At 60.7% G+C, this 15,876-nt stretch carries 13 protein-coding genes and 1 pseudogene; 4 read left to right on the top strand and 10 right to left on the bottom strand.

The genetic code is table 11. The features are described 5' to 3' along the window. Positions 1 to 103: 103 nt before the first annotated feature. Positions 104 to 1,156 (top strand): annotated as a pseudogene (locus NKH01_RS11710) (polysaccharide pyruvyl transferase family protein); the annotation flags it as partial. A gap of 222 nt (positions 1,157 to 1,378) precedes the next feature. Here the strand turns inward: NKH01_RS11710 and NKH01_RS11705 are convergent. The 8 genes from NKH01_RS11705 to NKH01_RS11670 all read right to left on the bottom strand — a co-directional run bounded on the left by NKH01_RS11705 (position 1,379) and on the right by NKH01_RS11670 (position 10,077). Next, a complete protein-coding gene (locus NKH01_RS11705; RefSeq protein WP_023717984.1) occupies positions 1,379 to 2,842 on the bottom strand; it encodes a lipopolysaccharide biosynthesis protein in 1,464 nt (487 codons plus the stop codon). Then, positions 2,839 to 4,125 carry a glycosyltransferase gene (locus NKH01_RS11700; RefSeq protein ID WP_352860130.1) on the bottom strand — a complete coding sequence of 429 codons (1,287 nt, stop codon included), beginning with the start codon at positions 4,123 to 4,125 and terminating at the stop codon, positions 2,839 to 2,841. The genes NKH01_RS11705 and NKH01_RS11700 overlap by 4 nt, the downstream gene beginning before the upstream one ends. 70 nt (positions 4,126 to 4,195) lie before the next feature. Then, on the bottom strand, positions 4,196 to 5,275 hold the full coding sequence (locus NKH01_RS11695; protein ID WP_023717986.1) for a glycosyltransferase: 1,080 nt from the start codon (positions 5,273 to 5,275) through the stop codon (positions 4,196 to 4,198). 31 nt (positions 5,276 to 5,306) lie between these two features. After that, a complete protein-coding gene (locus NKH01_RS11690) occupies positions 5,307 to 6,638 on the bottom strand; it encodes a UDP-glucose dehydrogenase family protein (protein ID WP_023717987.1) in 1,332 nt (443 codons plus the stop codon). 85 nt (positions 6,639 to 6,723) lie between these two features. After that, complete coding sequence (gene exoK, locus NKH01_RS11685; RefSeq protein WP_352483971.1) at positions 6,724 to 7,590, bottom strand: endo-1,3-1,4-beta-glycanase ExoK; 867 nt, start codon at positions 7,588 to 7,590, stop codon at positions 6,724 to 6,726. A 136-nt stretch (positions 7,591 to 7,726) separates the two neighbouring features. Further along, positions 7,727 to 8,128, bottom strand: a complete 402-nt coding sequence (locus NKH01_RS11680) for a hypothetical protein (protein ID WP_023717989.1) — start codon at positions 8,126 to 8,128, stop codon at positions 7,727 to 7,729. Positions 8,129 to 8,384: 256 nt separating this feature from the next. Beyond that, the gene (locus tag NKH01_RS11675) at positions 8,385 to 9,407 is read right to left on the bottom strand and encodes a glycosyltransferase family 2 protein (RefSeq protein ID WP_352591597.1); all 1,023 of its coding nucleotides are present in this window, start codon (positions 9,405 to 9,407) and stop codon (positions 8,385 to 8,387) included. Between the two features lie 397 nt (positions 9,408 to 9,804). Then, positions 9,805 to 10,077, bottom strand: coding sequence for an exopolysaccharide production repressor protein (locus NKH01_RS11670; protein ID WP_353020263.1), 273 nt, complete (start codon positions 10,075 to 10,077; stop codon positions 9,805 to 9,807). Between the two features lie 605 nt (positions 10,078 to 10,682). Between NKH01_RS11670 and NKH01_RS11665 the strand changes: the two genes are divergently transcribed. Together NKH01_RS11665 and NKH01_RS11660 are read left to right on the top strand one after the other, a co-directional pair. Next, the gene (locus NKH01_RS11665) at positions 10,683 to 11,360 is read left to right on the top strand and encodes a sugar transferase (RefSeq protein ID WP_023717993.1); all 678 of its coding nucleotides are present in this window, start codon (positions 10,683 to 10,685) and stop codon (positions 11,358 to 11,360) included. Between the two features lie 178 nt (positions 11,361 to 11,538). Further along, positions 11,539 to 12,762, top strand: a complete 1,224-nt coding sequence (locus tag NKH01_RS11660; RefSeq protein WP_084642532.1) for a polysaccharide biosynthesis/export family protein — start codon at positions 11,539 to 11,541, stop codon at positions 12,760 to 12,762. A gap of 124 nt (positions 12,763 to 12,886) precedes the next feature. On the opposite strand, the gene NKH01_RS11655 is transcribed toward NKH01_RS11660, so the two are convergent. Then, positions 12,887 to 14,158 carry an O-antigen ligase family protein gene (locus tag NKH01_RS11655; RefSeq protein ID WP_352847830.1) on the bottom strand — a complete coding sequence of 424 codons (1,272 nt, stop codon included), beginning with the start codon at positions 14,156 to 14,158 and terminating at the stop codon, positions 12,887 to 12,889. A gap of 330 nt (positions 14,159 to 14,488) precedes the next feature. On the opposite strand from NKH01_RS11655, the gene NKH01_RS11650 reads away from it, so the two are divergent. Next, a complete protein-coding gene (locus NKH01_RS11650) occupies positions 14,489 to 15,241 on the top strand; it encodes an SDR family NAD(P)-dependent oxidoreductase (protein WP_352847828.1) in 753 nt (250 codons plus the stop codon). A gap of 40 nt (positions 15,242 to 15,281) precedes the next feature. On the opposite strand, the gene NKH01_RS11645 is transcribed toward NKH01_RS11650, so the two are convergent. Beyond that, entirely contained in the window at positions 15,282 to 15,863 is a 582-nt protein-coding gene (locus NKH01_RS11645; RefSeq protein ID WP_352847826.1) for a DUF1349 domain-containing protein, read from the bottom strand. Positions 15,864 to 15,876: the final 13 nt, after the last annotated feature.

The raw sequence follows: 15,876 nt of genomic DNA, 5'->3' as shown, positions 1-15,876 counted from the left end.
TCACGACGCGAGGACCATCCTTGGCGTGCAGCATTTTCGGCCAACCCGCACCTCGGCATCCGTCGACCGAACCGCGGGACTACTCACGAAATGAGGTCATTCAATGAAGATCACGGTTGAAAACACCGTCTGCCTGAATACCGGAGACGCAGCGATTCTCCTGGCGATTCGCCATGTTTTCAAGACGATCGTGCAGGACGATATCCAGTTCTACGTCTTCGACAGCCAGCCGGAGGTGGCGGCGAGGCTCTACACGAAGAAGGAGTATCCAGATCTCGAATTCCACAAGCTGCTGTCGGAATCGCTGTTCCGCTACAAATACGGCAGTGGGCTGAAGAACCTGTTCAAGCCGATCTACAATCGGCTCGTACTCAATGCCCTGCGGCGGTTCGGCATCCGCGGCGTTCTCGGGCGTTTGTTCAGCTCAAGCAATCGCCGTGGTCTCGAGATCTACAAAGACGCCGACCTCGTGGTCACGACAGGCGGAACCTATCTCGTCGAGACCTACAATCTGGAACGGCGCCTCAATCAATTCCGGATCGACGCGATTCTGGGCAAGGACCCGGTCTTCTTCACGCAATCGCTCGGCCCGTTCAACAAAAGTTACAATCGCCAGGAGTTGAGCCCGATCTTCGACCGGAGCCCGCTCATCCTGCTGCGCGATGAACGTTCGAGAGACCACATTGTGGACATGGTGAAAGACCCCGGCAAATGCCACGTCGTGGCCGACGCCGTCTTTGCGCTGGCCGATACCGACAGGATCGGAAGTTTTCTGGCCTCCGGCCAGTCGGCGACTGTCACCGGCCGCGTCGCCATTTCCGTCCGTCACTGGAACTATGTCAGCGACGGCGAGGGCGGCATGCGCCGCTACATCGACTCGATCCGCGAGATTGCGACCATCCTGGTCAGGGACCACGCCAAGCAGGTGACCTTCGTCTCTACCTGCCAGGGCGTGCCGGAATACGCCCATGACGATTCCAAGACGGCGCGGGCGATCGTTGCCGAACTCGATCCGGAGATCGCCAAGCATGTGAGCGTGGACGCTTCGTTCCACACGCCGGAGCAACTGATGGCCCTGGTGAAAGGCTTCGACTTCGTCGTCGCGACGCGCATGCACATGATGATCATGTCGCTCTGCGTCGGCACGCCGGTGCTGCCGATCGCCTATGAATTCAAGACCAAGGAACTCGCCAAGCGGATCGGCGTCGCCGACCTGCTGCTCGACATCGACACGGTGACGCCCGAGGAAGCGAGCGAGAAGCTCGGCAGACTTACCGCCAATCTCGACCTCTATCGCAGGACGAGCCTTCAGGCAGTGCTTGAGGAGCATGCGTCGGCGATGTCGGCAGGTGAGCTTTTGAGGCCGGTTATTGCCTGCCTAGCGGGCGTTGCGCATGGCGCTGGAAAGCGTGGTGAACAACGCACTGCGCGACTGGCGAAGGGCAAGCATGAGGATCAGGCCGATCGAATAATTGAGGGCAACCGCCAGGACCACCGCGAGCAGGTCTGACTGGCCGGTCAGCGATACGGGCAACTCCCGGTAGACGGACCAGGCAAGCAGCGACGACATGATGAAAAGCCCCTGCATGATCAGGAAGTCGGCTGCGGTCACCGGACCGACCCGATGGACAAGAACGGCAAGCACCGGGACGCGCAGCATATAGCCGCTGATCGCGTAGGCCGCGGCGACACCGACGGCGCCCCAGTGCAGGCCGATGATGAAGGCGGCGACCGTCGTCAGCGACGAGTAGATGCCCCAGTGGAACATGGTCTTGGTCTTGCCCTGGCAGATGAAGATCCATCCGGTGGTGCTTGAGACGGACTGGATCAGGCTGGCGATGCCCAGCCAGGCGAAGATCGGCGCCACCGCTGTCCAGCGCTCGCCGAAGAGAAGCCCGACGACCTGGTCCGACGTCAGCGTCAGCGCCGCGATGCCGGGCATGGTGATGGCCGCCAGCATCCAATTGGTCCGCACATAGATGTCGCGAAACCGCGCCTTGTCCTCATGGATGCGGCTCAGCAGCGGCACCATCACGCGTGTCAGCGGCTGGTTGATGTTCTGCAGCGGAAACAGCAGGAGCTTATAGGCGCGGTCATAGTAGCCGAGTTCGATCGCGCCCGAATATTTTCCGATCAGGATGTTGTCGAGATTGCGCGAGAAGAAGTTGGCCAGATTGAAGCCGGTCAGATTGGCGCCGAAGGACAATATGTCGGTATCGACCTTCAGGTCCGGCCGCGACGGCGTCCAGCGCGCCACCTGCCATGCCGCGGCCAGCGCGACAACAGCCGAAACCGCCGGGCCGATGACCAGCGACCAGTAGCCCAGTCCCGCATAGGCGGCGATTGCGGTAGTCGCAAGTCCGGCAGCGGCGGTTATCACATCGTTCAGCGCGAGCTGGCCAAAGCGCAAATGACGGTTCATCAGCGCCAGCGGCACCGCGGCGAGGCTGCCAAGAAGCAGCGGCAAGGCAGAGCCGATGGTGATCCCGACCATGCGTTGATCGCCGTAGAAGGCGGCGATGGCGGGCGCCAGGCATGCCACCACCACGGCACTGCCCAGCCCAACCAGCGCACTGATCCAGAATACCTGGTTGAGCTGTTCGGTGCTGATGTCCTTGCGCTGGACCACAGCCTGCTGCAGGCCTAGGTTTTGAAGCAATCCGACAAAGGCCACGATCGGCCCGACGGAAGCCACGAGACCAAAATCCTCGGGGACCAGCAGACGCGCAAGCACGATGACCGAGAGAAACTGGATCGCCATCTTGAAGCCTTGCGCGCCGATCGTCACCACGCCGCCGCGCAGAGCGACGCGACCGAACTGGGGGGGCGGGTTGGCGTTCATGCCGGGCGCCTGGCTTCGGCGAGTTGAGCAACGATCTGCGCAAAACGTTCGTTGAGCAGGTCCGCGTTGAAATCCTGCTCGATCTTGCGGCGCGCCGCACGTGCGATGCGCTCGCATTTGTCCGGGTTCTCGGCCACCCAGACAAGCTTGCGGGCCAACGCCGCAACGTCTCGCTCCGGTGCGAGGAAGCCTGTCTCCTGATCCTCGATCAACTCGGGGATGCCCGAGTGATAGGTGCTGACAACAATCAGCCCGGCGGCCATAGCTTCCATCAGCGCCACCGGAATACCCTCGAGATCGCCGTCCTGTGCAGCAACGCTGGGCAGCAGGAATACGTGGGCATCGCGCAGGCGCTGCTTGACCTCGGCGTGCGGGCGCGGCCCGAGGAAAGTCACCCGGTCGGCAACGCCGAGATTTGCGGCGAGCTTCTTCAACTCTTCCAGCAATTCGCCGCCGCCAATCACCGTATAGACCCAGTCGCGCCGCGGAAGGCCGGCGAGGGCGCGCAGGGCGAATTCGATGCCCTTCTTTTCGGTCAGCCGGCAGACCGAGATGAAGGACAGCGTGTCCCGGTCCCAGGAACGCCAATGATAGCTGATCTCGCCCGGCCGCACGCCCATATGGTGAACCATGACTTGCGCGGCAGGCGCGCCGACGCCGATCAGGGCGTCGCGGAAAAACGCGTTCACCGGCAGCTGGAGAACGCCCTTTTCGAAAACAACCTTGTAGCGCGTGAGCGTGTCGTCATGCAGCGGTTCGCCGACATCGCGGCCGTGGAATATGGTTACCAAAGGAGCGGAAATCCGGCCTCGTTTCATGGCGCGGGCAACGCGCATGCCGTTATTGCCGAAATGCGCGACGATCACATCGGCGTTCTGCAATTTGCGCGCAAAGGCGATGTCGATAACGGTCGAGAGCTTATCCCAGAACCTGCCCGACCATCTCCTGAGCGTCGGGCGAAAGCGCCCCAGTCCGCCCCACCAGCAGACGACCTTGCCAGGCAGCGCCTGCCAGCGGCGATCGTCGATGTTGCTGTCCTTGCCGAACGACGTCTCGTTGCAGACGACGCCGACTTGCATGCCGCGCTCGAGGCACCCTTCTATCTGGTCGAGGACGAAGGTCTCCGACAAAGAGGGGAACTTATCAACTACGAAGCAAATCTTCATCGAATGGACGATCTTTCGAGGCCGGTCGGCGATCTGCTCGCGCGGATGAGGGCTGAAGCCCGTCGCCGCCGTGCGAGGCGCCCCAAGCGTCTGGTGTTGTGCGTGCCGTTGTCCCAAAGCAGCTCCCACCCCGGTCAGGCGCGAGAGCCGGCTTTTGGGCAACGTGTATGGTTTTGGACGAAATGCATCAGGCGGCATGCTCCAGCGCGCCTTGCCTGGCGTTGTCGAGAACGCCGAGGAAGGTCGCGAACTGAATGTCTGGATTCATTTGCGGCCGCTCCGAAAACAGCTGCGCCGCCGCCGACAGCCTGTCGTACTCGGCCTTGTCGCTCCATAGCCGCCTGACCGCGGCGACCCAGTCGTCGAGCGGTGCGTCATAGTCAAGTACAACGCCGCCGGCGCCGATCGCTTCCGGCAGGCCGCCGCGGCGGGACCCGACGACCGGAATGCCGCTGCAATGGGCCTCGGATGCCACGCGCCCCCAGGCCTCTTCCCATTTGCTGGGCGCCAGCAGGATCTTGGTGCGGCCATAGACCGTCTTCATGTCGCTGGTACGGCTTTCCAGCCTGACGTTGCGCAGCGGCGCGATGGTCCGTTCGATCTGCGCCCGGTGGTCGTCGTCGAGCTTCCAGCTTTCGACGAACAGAAACGGGATTTCGGGGCATTGGCCGGCGATGCGCACGGCGAGTTCGAACCCTTTTTCATTGTAAGGGTTGATCAGCGTGACGAATTCGCCGGTCGTCGGGGTGCTGTAGAGCCCGGGATTGATGGTCGGCGGAATCACGGTCGAGTCGATGCCGAACCTTTCCTTATAGGTGCGCGCGGTGAATTCGGAGTTGGCGATATAAAGCGCCGAATGCAATTCGCGCAGGTCGCCGGCCAGCTCGTGGAATTCGACGTTCCGCAGATAGACCACCAGCGGCACGCCGAGCGCCTGCAGCGCCTTTCCGATCGGCACCGATTTGTGGCACTGCACGACGGCGACATCGGGATCGAGCCGTTCGACCGCGAAGCGCGCCGCCTCCCAGGGAAACCATGCCCGCACGACCGGATAGCCGGGATAGCTGTCGATGACCGCACGCTGGCGAAGCAGCTTCATCTTGGCGCGCGCCTTGAAGCCGAACATGCCATCACCGAACAGTGCCGCCAGGACCGAGGCGTCATGACCGTGCTCGCGCAGCTGCTCGACCAGATGGTGCGTGCTCGACTGAACGCCACCGCTGAACTGCGGCGTGTAGCCGTTGCCGCCTGCAAACAGAACTTTCATGGACCTGGCTCCTTGCTGGACCGCCCTATCGTCACGCCGCCATTCTGCCGATGCTGTGGTATTCGATGCCGTGGCGGGCGATGACCTTGGGGTCGTAGAGGTTGCGTCCGTCGAAGATGACGGGCGTGGTCAGCGCGTCCTTCAATGCATCGAAGGACGGCGCACTGAAGCTCTTCCACTCGGTCACGATCAAGAGCGCGTCGGCACCTCGCACAGCGGCCTCCTTGGTGCCGCACAGCTGCAGGTCGTCGCGCAACCCGTAGATCGCCTGGCATTCCTGCATCGCCTCGGGATCGTAGGCCTGCACATTGGCACCGGCGGCCCAGAGCGCCTCCATCAGCGTGCGGGCCGGGGCTTCGCGCATGTCGTCGGTATTGGGCTTGAAGGCCAGGCCCCACAGCGCAAAGGTCTTGCCCTTGAGATTGCCCTTGAAATAGCGGTCCACCTTCTCGAACAGGACCGACTTCTGCTGGTTGTTGCGCTCCTCGACGGCACGCAGCAGCTTGGCGTCGAACTTGATGGCTTCGGCGGTCTTGATCAGGGCGCGCACATCCTTCGGGAAGCACGAGCCGCCATAGCCGAGGCCCGGATAGATGAAGTGGTAGCCGATCCGCGGGTCGCTGCCGATGCCCTTGCGGACCTCCTCGATGTCGGCGCCCAGTTGCTCGGCCAAATTGGCCATTTCGTTCATGAAGCTGATCTTGGTCGCCAGCATGCAATTGGCCGCGTATTTGGTAAACTCGGCACTGCGCACGTCCATCACGATCATCTTTTCGTGGTTGCGGTTGAACGGCGCGTAGAGCTCGCGCATCACCGCCTCGGTGTCCTCGTTGCTGGTGCCGACGATGATGCGGTCGGGCTTCATGCAGTCGCTCACAGCGGACCCTTCCTTGAGGAATTCCGGATTGGAGGCGACGTCGAAAGCCAGATCCTCGCGCCCGCGCGCCCTCAGCGTCTCGGCAATCCTGGCCTTTATCCTTTCGCAGGTACCGACCGGCACGGTCGACTTGCCGACGACGATCTTGGGCGCGTCCATCTCACGACCGATGGCCTCGGCGACGGCCAGCACATATTTGAGGTCGGCCGAACCATCCTCGCCCGGAGGCGTGCCGACGGCGATCATCTGGATCTGGCCATGCTTGATCGCCGCGGCGGCGTCGGTGGTGAACTTGATGCGGCCGGCCGCATGGTTCTCCTTGACCATGTTTTCGAGCCCAGGCTCGAAGATCGGGACATGACCCTGGTTGAGCCGCTCGACCTTTTTTGCATCGATGTCGACGCAGACCACCTGATGGCCGACTTCGGCAAGCACCGCCGCCTGTACAAGACCGACATAGCCGATTCCAAAGACAGTCAAATTCATTCGGTTTCATTCCTGTTCAAGGCTTCGGGGCCTGTTCGAGCTTCGGGCTCGGACCACCTTCGGCCCGGCGGGTTCAGATGCGCTTCTAGTTCGTTTTGCATGCCAGCGATTCCGGGAATTGGCAGGGCTGGCCGAGTGCGGTGAATGCAACGCGGTCCACTTGCATGGCGAGCTTGCGGCCCGGATCCGAGAACGGCCCCATCCAGCCCTTCATCGTATCGCTGCCCCACAGGCTGAAATAGATTCTTTGCGAATGGGTGGGCAGCTTCGCCGGATCGGTGATCTCGTGGACAAGCTTGCCGTTGACGTACCAGCGCAGCCGGTCCTTTTCCCAGACGAAGGCGTAGTCGTTGAAGGCCTTGTCGGTGCCCCCGGCGACGTCGACCAGCTTCTCGTTCTTGCCCTTGCCGGCTATGTAGGCGTTGACCTGGACCTTGGACGTGTCCTTGGTCAGCACCTCGAAGTCGATTTCATCATGCGGCTGCTTGTCGGCATCGCCGACGAAGCTGAAGAATGCCGCGTTGACGCCGGAGCCCGTGTCGGTCTTCATCCGCGCCTCGTAGGTGCCGTAGCCGAAGCGCTGCTTGGTCTGGATCTCGGCGCAGGCGAATTCGCGATCCTTCAGCTTGCGCTTCTCGAAACCGAGCGTCAGCATGCCGTCGGAAAGGCCGATCAGGCTTTTGGACCAGGTGCAGTTCTGATGCTTGCCGTTCGTCCAGCCGTCGGAAATGTACCAGCGCGCGCGACTGAGGCTGGTGAAATCATCGACAAAGGACGGCGCGGTTGGGAGATCCTGGGCGCGGACGGGCACCAGGCCCGCAACCAGGCTGCCGAGAACGATCAGCAGAAACGCGCCGTCTGAACGGAGCCGCCGCAGCTTGCCTGGGATCGGGCGCGTGAACGGGGTGCCGCCGGTTGCCGGGGTGGACGTGCTTTTAGGATCTGCGTTCATATCAAACTCACCTTTGTGCTGTGCGCCCCCAAAGCGATCGTTCGAACCGTGACGAAACAAGCTAATCTTGACCTCTGTCGCTCCTAGGCTCCGTGTAGCGTGCCCAAAACCATTGCGCCGACTCCGGGATATTCGCTCAACCTGTGCCGGGACCGGCGGGTTTCACAAAATCGGTCCTTATGTCTGGGCCGTTCTGCCGATCCTCCTCGAAGATTTCATCCAGCGAATGACGGAGATCCTTCATCATCTGCTTCTGGCGCGAGAGCGCAGCGATGCGCCGCTCGCAATTCAGGATCGACCTAGTCAGTTCGCCAACTTCGGAAGACCTGCGGGAGGAGACCGCCCCGTTTTCCATGGCCTCGACCAGGAAGGCGGCATTGGTGGCCGTTGTCCTGTAGCGGTTCTCAAGTCCGTTCTTCTCCGCCTCGACCTCGGCCGCGATCTGGTCCAGCAGCTTCGCCAAGCGATCGAGTCGCGCGGTGTCGGTCTGCGTGTCGCGCGCCGGATCTCTCGATCGGAAGCGAAAGATCGAGGCCATGCAGTCAGCGCCCCATCATCGTCGAGACGATGACCGGCCTTGGCGCCCGTCCACGTTCAAAAGACATTTCTCGCATCGTCCAGCTCCTCTGACAGGGGATGTCTCGGGCCAGTTCGGTTGGCCGTCCAAAATTGCTGCACCGCAACATAGATTGCCATTCCCCGCGCGCATAGGCAACCACCTAGATCGTAAACTCATAAATCGCGTCGAAATGGTGCGAGCCGACCGAGGTAAGGCGATCGCCACGTTGACGAGCCTAGCTTTCGCCGGCTGTGCTGGTTCCGGCCATGAGGAAGCGCAGCGGCGGCACATGCTGACGCTTCGCGGCGAAGCCAGCGCGGCGAAACAGCGCATCCAGCTTGTCGGAGGCAACGCCGCGGACGACGGCCGTGAGGTTGGACGAGCCGGCCAAGGCATAGGCCACAGCCGGCGCCAGCCCGCGCTCAGTCTTCACGTCTAAGAACTTCCGCAACCGGTATTTGTCGCGAATGTGCCGCTCGTGCCTTCTCAGCGCAGCCTTCGATGCCTCCGGCAAACTGTCGATCGCAAGCAGTGCCAGGTCGGCATCGGCCAGATGCTTCAGATCCTGGGTGTTGTGCCGTCCGCTCAGCGAATCGGCGCGCACGATCGCGCCGTAGCCACAGGATTTGATGACCTTGAAGCGCGCGCCATGCGCAACCGCGCGCGCATAGAGTTCATAGTCTTCGCCAAGGCGCAGCTTCTCGTCGTAGCGCAGCCCATGCCGATCGAGGAAGGCGCGGCTGATCACGGGTTTGAGGAAGCCCAGTTCCCCTCGTTGCACACGGCGCCTGGAGATGTTGGCGTCGATGAAACCCTCGAAATCGAGGAATTCCGGCTCGGGCGAAAACGGTGGAGCGACGATTTTCGAGACATCGGTTGCCGCGTCATCCCTGACAAGCATGATGTTGTCTGCCGCGAAATCCCAATCGGTGCTGGCGAACAGTCTGTGAAACCTGCCTTCGAAAAAGAAATCATCAGCGTCCAGGATGCTGATGAACGGCGACCTGGAACCGGCTATCGCGGCGTTGCGGGCAAAGGAGGGGCCGCGATTGACGTCGAAGCGGATGACGGAAAGGCGGCCCGTGCCGTCGTCGGCTGCATGGGCGACTTTCGCAGTATCGTCGGTGGACGCGTCGTCGACGACGACGACTTCCGCAACCTCCGGCTCGCGCAATGCCGATGCAATGGCGGCCGGGATTGTCCGCGCCGCGTTACGGGCAGCGATGATCACGCAGACTTGGGATGATGTCATGGACATGCCTCTCGATTGCAGAAATCGTTGCGGATTTCCTCGCCCTCCCCGCTCAATGCCTCACCGCCCGTCTGACATGCATCGGCCCAAATGCCTATGCTGCAAGTGCGAAGCAAGCATCGCCAAAATCATCGGCGCCGTCCAGTTTTTCATTTGGCTGGGTGTCATGACGCGGCTGGGCAGGCGGCGAGCCGCAATCGGGATAGCTCCCGAAAGGCGCCGCTTGGCAGAGCCGCTCCTGCACGCCCCGGATCAAGCCACTGGCGCGCTCAGTTGGCCAACAGTCACTGCCGAGTAGGTCGTGGCGATGGAGAGCGGCCGCTTGGTGGAGGCCGGGAGCATCGAGGAATTGAAGAAACGGGATGCCGACTTGCGGCGTGTTGCTGGACGCCAACGCCCGAAATCAGTGAAGGCCTCTCCTGGCGCTTAATTTCTCGCCTTCGGCCGCTTCGTTCGAGCTCAGCTTTCGGTCTGCGTCGCGAATTTTGTCGGCCGAGGTCGGGGCATTTCTTGCGACCATGGCAAAGACCAGCAGAAAATAACCGAGTTGGATGACTATGGCGCAGCCGATGACGCGAAAAAGCGTCGTGCCGAGCGAGGCGCCGCCCAAATAGGACCAGACGACCACGATCGCCAGCGCAAAACACATTCCGATAATGAACTTTGGCAGTGACATACCCGATAGCCCATCAACCGGCTCGGGAAAAAATGTCGACAAGCCCACCCCGAGCACCTCCCTTAAACTCTGCGAGCTTATTTAGGTTGCCCGCTTCTGGCCGGTTGCTTCCGGCCTTGCCCAATCTGTCCATACTCCGACAGAAACAATTTGCAACTCTATTGAGGCGAGCAATAGGCGGCAAGGGCAGCTACGGAATAATTTTAAGCGAATCCTCAGGATCGACTCTGCCATGGTGCAATGCACACGTCGGCATCACCACTGATTGACGGATATCGACTCACTCCAGTAAGATTTACAATATTGACCAGTATCTTATCATAACATCAGTCGATATTTTCAACTTCTAAATGACGGCAAAGCTCCACAACCGGGTATAAAGAGCGATTCGCCTAAAATCAGCCCCAAAATTGGACTAGATTTTCCAAAATTGCCCATAATCTGTCGCCTTTGCGACATAAAGGCAAAATTTTGTGCAGGACGAGTTCATTATTTAGTCAGTTCATGACGCGACTATTACAGCCGGCTGGGAAATTGTGTGTTGCGCTGCAACATTTTTTTGGTATCGTGCGCTAAACCATCCGTTCAACGTATGGAGTTTACGCATGAGGGACGTAGCCAAGCCGGCCGACGCGGATTTTTCGCAGGCCGGCGTCGATTTTCCGCCGCCGATCGGCGGTCTGCTCAAACGCAGCTTCGATATTGCCGGTTCGCTGATCGGCCTGGTCGCTCTCAGCCCGCTGTTCGTGATGATAGCGCTGCTTGTCAGGTTTTCCGATGGCGGGCCGATTTTCTATGGTCATAGCCGGATCGGCCGCGGAGGACGGATTTTTCCGTGCCTCAAGTTCCGCACTATGGTTCCAGACGGCGAGCGGGTGCTTGCTGCCTATCTCGCCGCGAATCCGGAGGCCAACGCCGAATGGATAGCGACCCGCAAGTTGAAGAACGACCCGCGGATCACGCGCGTCGGAGCGGTGCTGAGGAAGCTCAGCCTCGATGAGTTGCCGCAGATCATCAACATCCTGCAGGGGGATATGAGCCTGGTTGGGCCTCGTCCCGTTGTGCGCGATGAGTTGGAGATCTATGGCAATTCGGCCGTCTATTACCTGAAATCGCGCCCGGGCCTAACCGGGCTCTGGCAGGTTAGCGGACGCAACGATGTTTCCTACGACAGCCGCGTCGCGTTCGATCGCCACTATGTCGAGAACTGGTCGATGTTCGAAGACATTCGCATCATCATCAAGACCGTACCTGCGGTCTGGATGTCGCGAGGCTGCTACTGACGGCCGCTTGCTGGCCGTACATCGAGGAGCGACTGTCCAGAATTCGAGCCCGGAACTCAGGCATCGGGACTCAGGCATCGGGCGGGCAAACCAGATCGGAAACGCTCAGTTGAAAGCAGATATATTCGACTTTTTTTACACCGGCATTCTCTCCAGACGCATGCGGCGAGTACGACTTTTGACGACTTGCCTCACGCTGGCGACCGGCCTGTCGCTGGCCCTGCCGCAGTTTGCCTTCGCCGACGACTATCGGCTTGGAGCACAAGACAAGCTAACCATCCGCGTGGCGGAATGGCAGACCGTCGAAGGCACGTTCCGTGACTGGTCGGCCATCAATGGAGAATACACGGTCGGGCCGGCAGGAACCTTGTCGGTGCCGTTCGTCGGCGAGATGCCCGCATCCGGCAAGACGACCTCGGAGATCGCGGCATCGCTCGGCGAGGCGCTACAGCGTAAGCTCGCCCTGGCTGACAAGCCCGAGGCTTCCGTCGAAATGGCGCAGTACCGGCCGTTCTATATTTCTGGCGAGGTGCAATCGCCCGGACAGTATCCTTGCGTGCCTGGGCTGACGGTGCTGAAAGCGATGAGCATTGCCGGCGGAACGCGGCGGAACTCGGAGAGCGGGCAGCGCTACGACCGCGACCTGATCAATGCCAAGGGCAATTTCGACGTACTTCAAGACCAACAGGTCAGGCTGATCGTCAAGCGCGCCCGCATCGAAGCGGAACTGGCGAACAAACCGTCATTCGAAGTGCCGAAAGAAGTGGCCGACGATCCGAAGCTGCCCAGCATCGTTGCCGATGAGACGGCGATCCTGGCGGCCGACCAGAAGAAACTCAACCTACGCTTGCAGGCGCTCGACGACTTGAAGGCGCTGCTGCAGAGCGAGATCGATTCGCTGCAGAAAAAGATCGTCAACCAGCAGAAGCAGGTCGATCTGGCGAAGGAGCAGCTCAACGGTATCGGCTCGCTGGCGCAAAAAGGCCTGGTCGTCAACACCCGGGTTTTGAATTCCCAGCAAACCATCGCCGACCTCGAAGGCCAGATACTGGATTACGAAACGGCGATTCTCACGGCCAAACAGTCGATCAGCAAGGCCACTCAGGACGCTATCGATCTGGAGAACACCCAGAACTCCACCCTCGCGACCGACCGGCAACAGACGGAAGCCGACCTCAACGAAGCGACGCTGAAGCTGAATATGGAAAAAGGCTTGATGACCGAAGCCCTGTCGGGCAACCCCATGCCGCAATTCTATGGCAACAACGAACCAGCCGCCATGTCGTTTTCCCTAGTGCGGGTGGTCGACGGCAAGACCAGCGAAATCACCGCCGACGAAGACACGCCGGTACTGCCCGGGGACGTGATCAAGGTCAAACCGGCGCCCCTGGCCATCCAGTAGCTTCTTTCCACCGGAGCGAAGCACCCACCTCGCAGGCGGCGGCCTGCGGGGTTTTGGGCTTCGTAGTTTATGGATCAGAAAACAAGGCGGCCTTTGGGCGACGAACAGCCCGGATCGGCCCGCTTTAGCCTCGCACGGCGTCCGGTTCCTCGAGATGGTTCACGGCGCTCCGCCGGGAACGGGCGACGGACGGCACCTTCACCAGCTTGAAGTAGCTGTAATACAGCAGGAACGATCCCATGATGTAGGGATTGAGGGTCTCGACCTCGACGAAGGAGCGGATGAACAAAAGCACCATGACGCCAGCGAGAATCACAGACTCGGCTTGCCATGTCCTGAATATCAGCGCCGAGACGTGCCCCCAGAGCGTGCGCAGGATGATCAGCGACAGCAGTGTCGCACCGACGAAGCCGAGTTCCACCAAGGTCTCGATGTAGGTGTTGTGGAAGTGGAAGCCGCTTCGCGCGGCGATGTAGAATTCATTCCACAGCCGCTCGGCCTCGGAGAAGCCCTGCACCCAATACGCCGCGTAGCCGACGCCGAGGATGGGCGATTGCTGCGCGGCATTCCAGCCCTGCTGCCAGAGGTAGGTCCGTCCGGTGAGCGTCGAATCCTTGCCGAAGAGGCCAAGGACAAAGTCCATTAGCCCGAGATTCAGCGCAATCACGGTGCAGGCGACCAGCCCGCCTGCACCGATCACGAAAATAACCCGGCGATGGCGGAGCGAAAGCAGCTTGCCCATGGAAAGCAGCGCGACCAGGGCGAGAACCGCCGGGGTCGATGCCATCGAAGTGGCCGAATGCGACACGACCAGCAGATAGCCCGACAGAAGGACGATTGGTACAATCAACAAAAAACCTATGCGGCCGCGCCTGAGAAAGGCCAGGTAGACAACGCAGAAATAGATGCCAAGCGATGCGACAAAGCCGATCTGGTTCTTGGAGCTGAAAGCGCCGACGAAATTGTATGTCCCGTCGAGAACGTCGTAGGAATAACTCGCGACCTTGAGCGAGTAGAGCAGGACGACGAAAATCCCTATTAGGGCGCCTATGGTCAAGGTCCGGACGCTGACCGTGCGCGCGGCAATGTAGGCGCATGCGATATGGGAACAATATTGCACGGCCGTCCTTGCCGTGGTGCCGGGAGCTGCCGACCAGAACACCGAGAAGCAGACATAGGCTGCAAACGCCAGCGGAAGCCAGGCGCTGGAAGCGTGCCTTAGTATTTTCCGGTAGTCGACCAGGATGAGCGGCAGCCAGACTGCATAATAGGCCAGGATCATGGCCTGGCCGAAAATGGTCGAGTAGGAGAACGCCCAGATCGAGACGGCAACGGCAAAGCTGCCATAGACCGTGTTCTTGTCCGGATCGATCAACAGAGATTTTGGAATCTTCATCTCGGTATCGGTTTTCCGCCCTTGCAGCTCAATGCCGATTTCATGGGCCGCTCATGGGTCGATTCATTGGATCGATGGGAGCCTCGCCTGCAGGCGCTCGCATTGTGCAGTGCAATATAGCGCATCCGGCGCCGCATGTCACCCGGATGACAAACTGGGCGAAGTCGTTCCTGCAGTTCTCCCATGCCGGACGAGACGATTTGGCCAGGAGGCAGTGCCGTTCAATTGCCTGGTGCTGGCCCATCACGAAGCTGTTCGGAGGCTGCAAGTCCGCGCTTGAACTTGTGCGCCGTTGACTTCACATTCGCCGCCGATTGGGAGGAAGACCACATGCCGATGAGTTTCGCGGGACGATTTGCCGGACGGTCTGTTGTTGTCACCGGCGGCGCCTCAGGCATCGGCCTTGCCGTCGCGCAAAGGATCACTGAGGAAGGCGGGCGTGTTTCGGTCTGGGATCGCGATGCCGCCCAGATCGAGCAGGCCAAGGCCATTGTTCCAGGCCTGCACAGCGTCACCTTAGACGTCGCCGACCCCATAGCGGTCGAAGCCGCCGCCCGAGAGACGATAGAAGCGATTGGCGCAGTCGATGTCCTTGTCACCAGCGCTGCCATCACCGGACCGAACATGACGACCTGGGAGTATTCCGTAGAGGATTGGCGCCGGGTCATCGACATCAACATCAACGGCGTCTTCTTCTGCAACAAAGCGCTGGTCCCGCATATGCTCGAACGCAATTACGGCAGGATCGTCAACATCGCCTCGATTGCCGGCAAGGAAGGTAACCCGAACGCCTCGGCCTACAGCACCTCCAAGGCCGCGGTGATCGGCATGACCAAGTCGCTCGGCAAGGAATTGGCCAAGACCAAGGTGACGGTGAACTGCGTCACGCCGGCGGCCGTGCGCACCGCGATCTTCCAACAGATGAGCCAGCAGCACATCGACTTCATGCTCTCTAAAATACCAATGGCACGGTTCGGCGAGGTCGAGGAGGTAGCGGCGCTGATTTGCTGGATCGCGTCCGAGGAATGCTCGTTCACGACGGCTGCCGTCTTCGACGTCTCCGGCGGCCGGGCGACCTACTGAGGCCGGACGGACGGCAACCGCTCGACCGGATCGCGGCGCCTCAGTCGTGGAGCTGCCGCGAGATCGGCGGGCCGATCAAAAAATCGCTGAATATGACCTCGAAGCCCTCGCGCTGCGGCGAGCAGCACATCATGCCGACATCAACCGTTTTCGAGGGTGGGAAATAGGCAAGCCGCACCGGCTTCCAATGCTTGTCGGACGCGTCCAGATACTGGACACGGATCGTCTCGGCATGACGCGTCAAGCGGATCCTGACGCCGTCCGGGTCGGCCGGAATATTGGCCAGCGACCAGTCGGAGGCATCGTTGGTGACGACGACGGAAAAATACATCAGCCCGTCGGTGTATTCGATGCCGGCCTTGATCCAATGGGTCTCGCTCAGGCGGACCATAAGCCCGGCTTGGTCGTAAAGCACTTCATAGCGCCCCTTGACGGTGACTTCGGCGCTGAAATCGCCCTCGACCTCACGATAGAGGAAATGGCCATTGTCGCGCCAGAAGCCGTAGAACGTCTCGCGCCAGAAGTCTGTCTCCTTGCCGGTCCGCACATGCACCGTATTGTCGCCGAACTCGTAGTGCGGCGGCGGATTGAGCCAGGTCAGGTCCGTATTTTCAGATGCCATCGATTTGCTCGCC

Origin of the sequence: Mesorhizobium sp. M1403 (assembly GCF_040317695.1) — a bacterium.
GTDB lineage: Bacteria > Pseudomonadota > Alphaproteobacteria > Rhizobiales > Rhizobiaceae > Mesorhizobium.
The sequence above is the reverse complement of the archived record's forward strand: the minus strand, read 5'-3'. Positions and strand labels throughout refer to the sequence as shown.

What these genes read in the sequence shown, in the direction of transcription:
- NKH01_RS11705 (WP_023717984.1), bottom strand. Translation starts at nt 2,842, where the DNA reads ATGAACGCCAACCCGCCCCCCCAGTTCGGTCGCGTCGCTCTGCGCGGC.
- NKH01_RS11695 (WP_023717986.1), bottom strand. Translation starts at nt 5,275, where the DNA reads ATGAAAGTTCTGTTTGCAGGCGGCAACGGCTACACGCCGCAGTTCAGC.
- NKH01_RS11690 (WP_023717987.1), bottom strand. Translation starts at nt 6,638, where the DNA reads ATGAATTTGACTGTCTTTGGAATCGGCTATGTCGGTCTTGTACAGGCG.
- exoK (WP_352483971.1), bottom strand. Translation starts at nt 7,590, where the DNA reads ATGAACGCAGATCCTAAAAGCACGTCCACCCCGGCAACCGGCGGCACC.
- NKH01_RS11680 (WP_023717989.1), bottom strand. Translation starts at nt 8,128, where the DNA reads ATGGCCTCGATCTTTCGCTTCCGATCGAGAGATCCGGCGCGCGACACG.
- NKH01_RS11675 (WP_352591597.1), bottom strand. Translation starts at nt 9,407, where the DNA reads ATGTCCATGACATCATCCCAAGTCTGCGTGATCATCGCTGCCCGTAAC.
- NKH01_RS11670 (WP_353020263.1), bottom strand. Translation starts at nt 10,077, where the DNA reads ATGTCACTGCCAAAGTTCATTATCGGAATGTGTTTTGCGCTGGCGATC.
- NKH01_RS11665 (WP_023717993.1), top strand. Translation starts at nt 10,683, where the DNA reads ATGAGGGACGTAGCCAAGCCGGCCGACGCGGATTTTTCGCAGGCCGGC.
- NKH01_RS11655 (WP_352847830.1), bottom strand. Translation starts at nt 14,158, where the DNA reads ATGAAGATTCCAAAATCTCTGTTGATCGATCCGGACAAGAACACGGTC.
- NKH01_RS11650 (WP_352847828.1), top strand. Translation starts at nt 14,489, where the DNA reads ATGCCGATGAGTTTCGCGGGACGATTTGCCGGACGGTCTGTTGTTGTC.
- NKH01_RS11645 (WP_352847826.1), bottom strand. Translation starts at nt 15,863, where the DNA reads ATGGCATCTGAAAATACGGACCTGACCTGGCTCAATCCGCCGCCGCAC.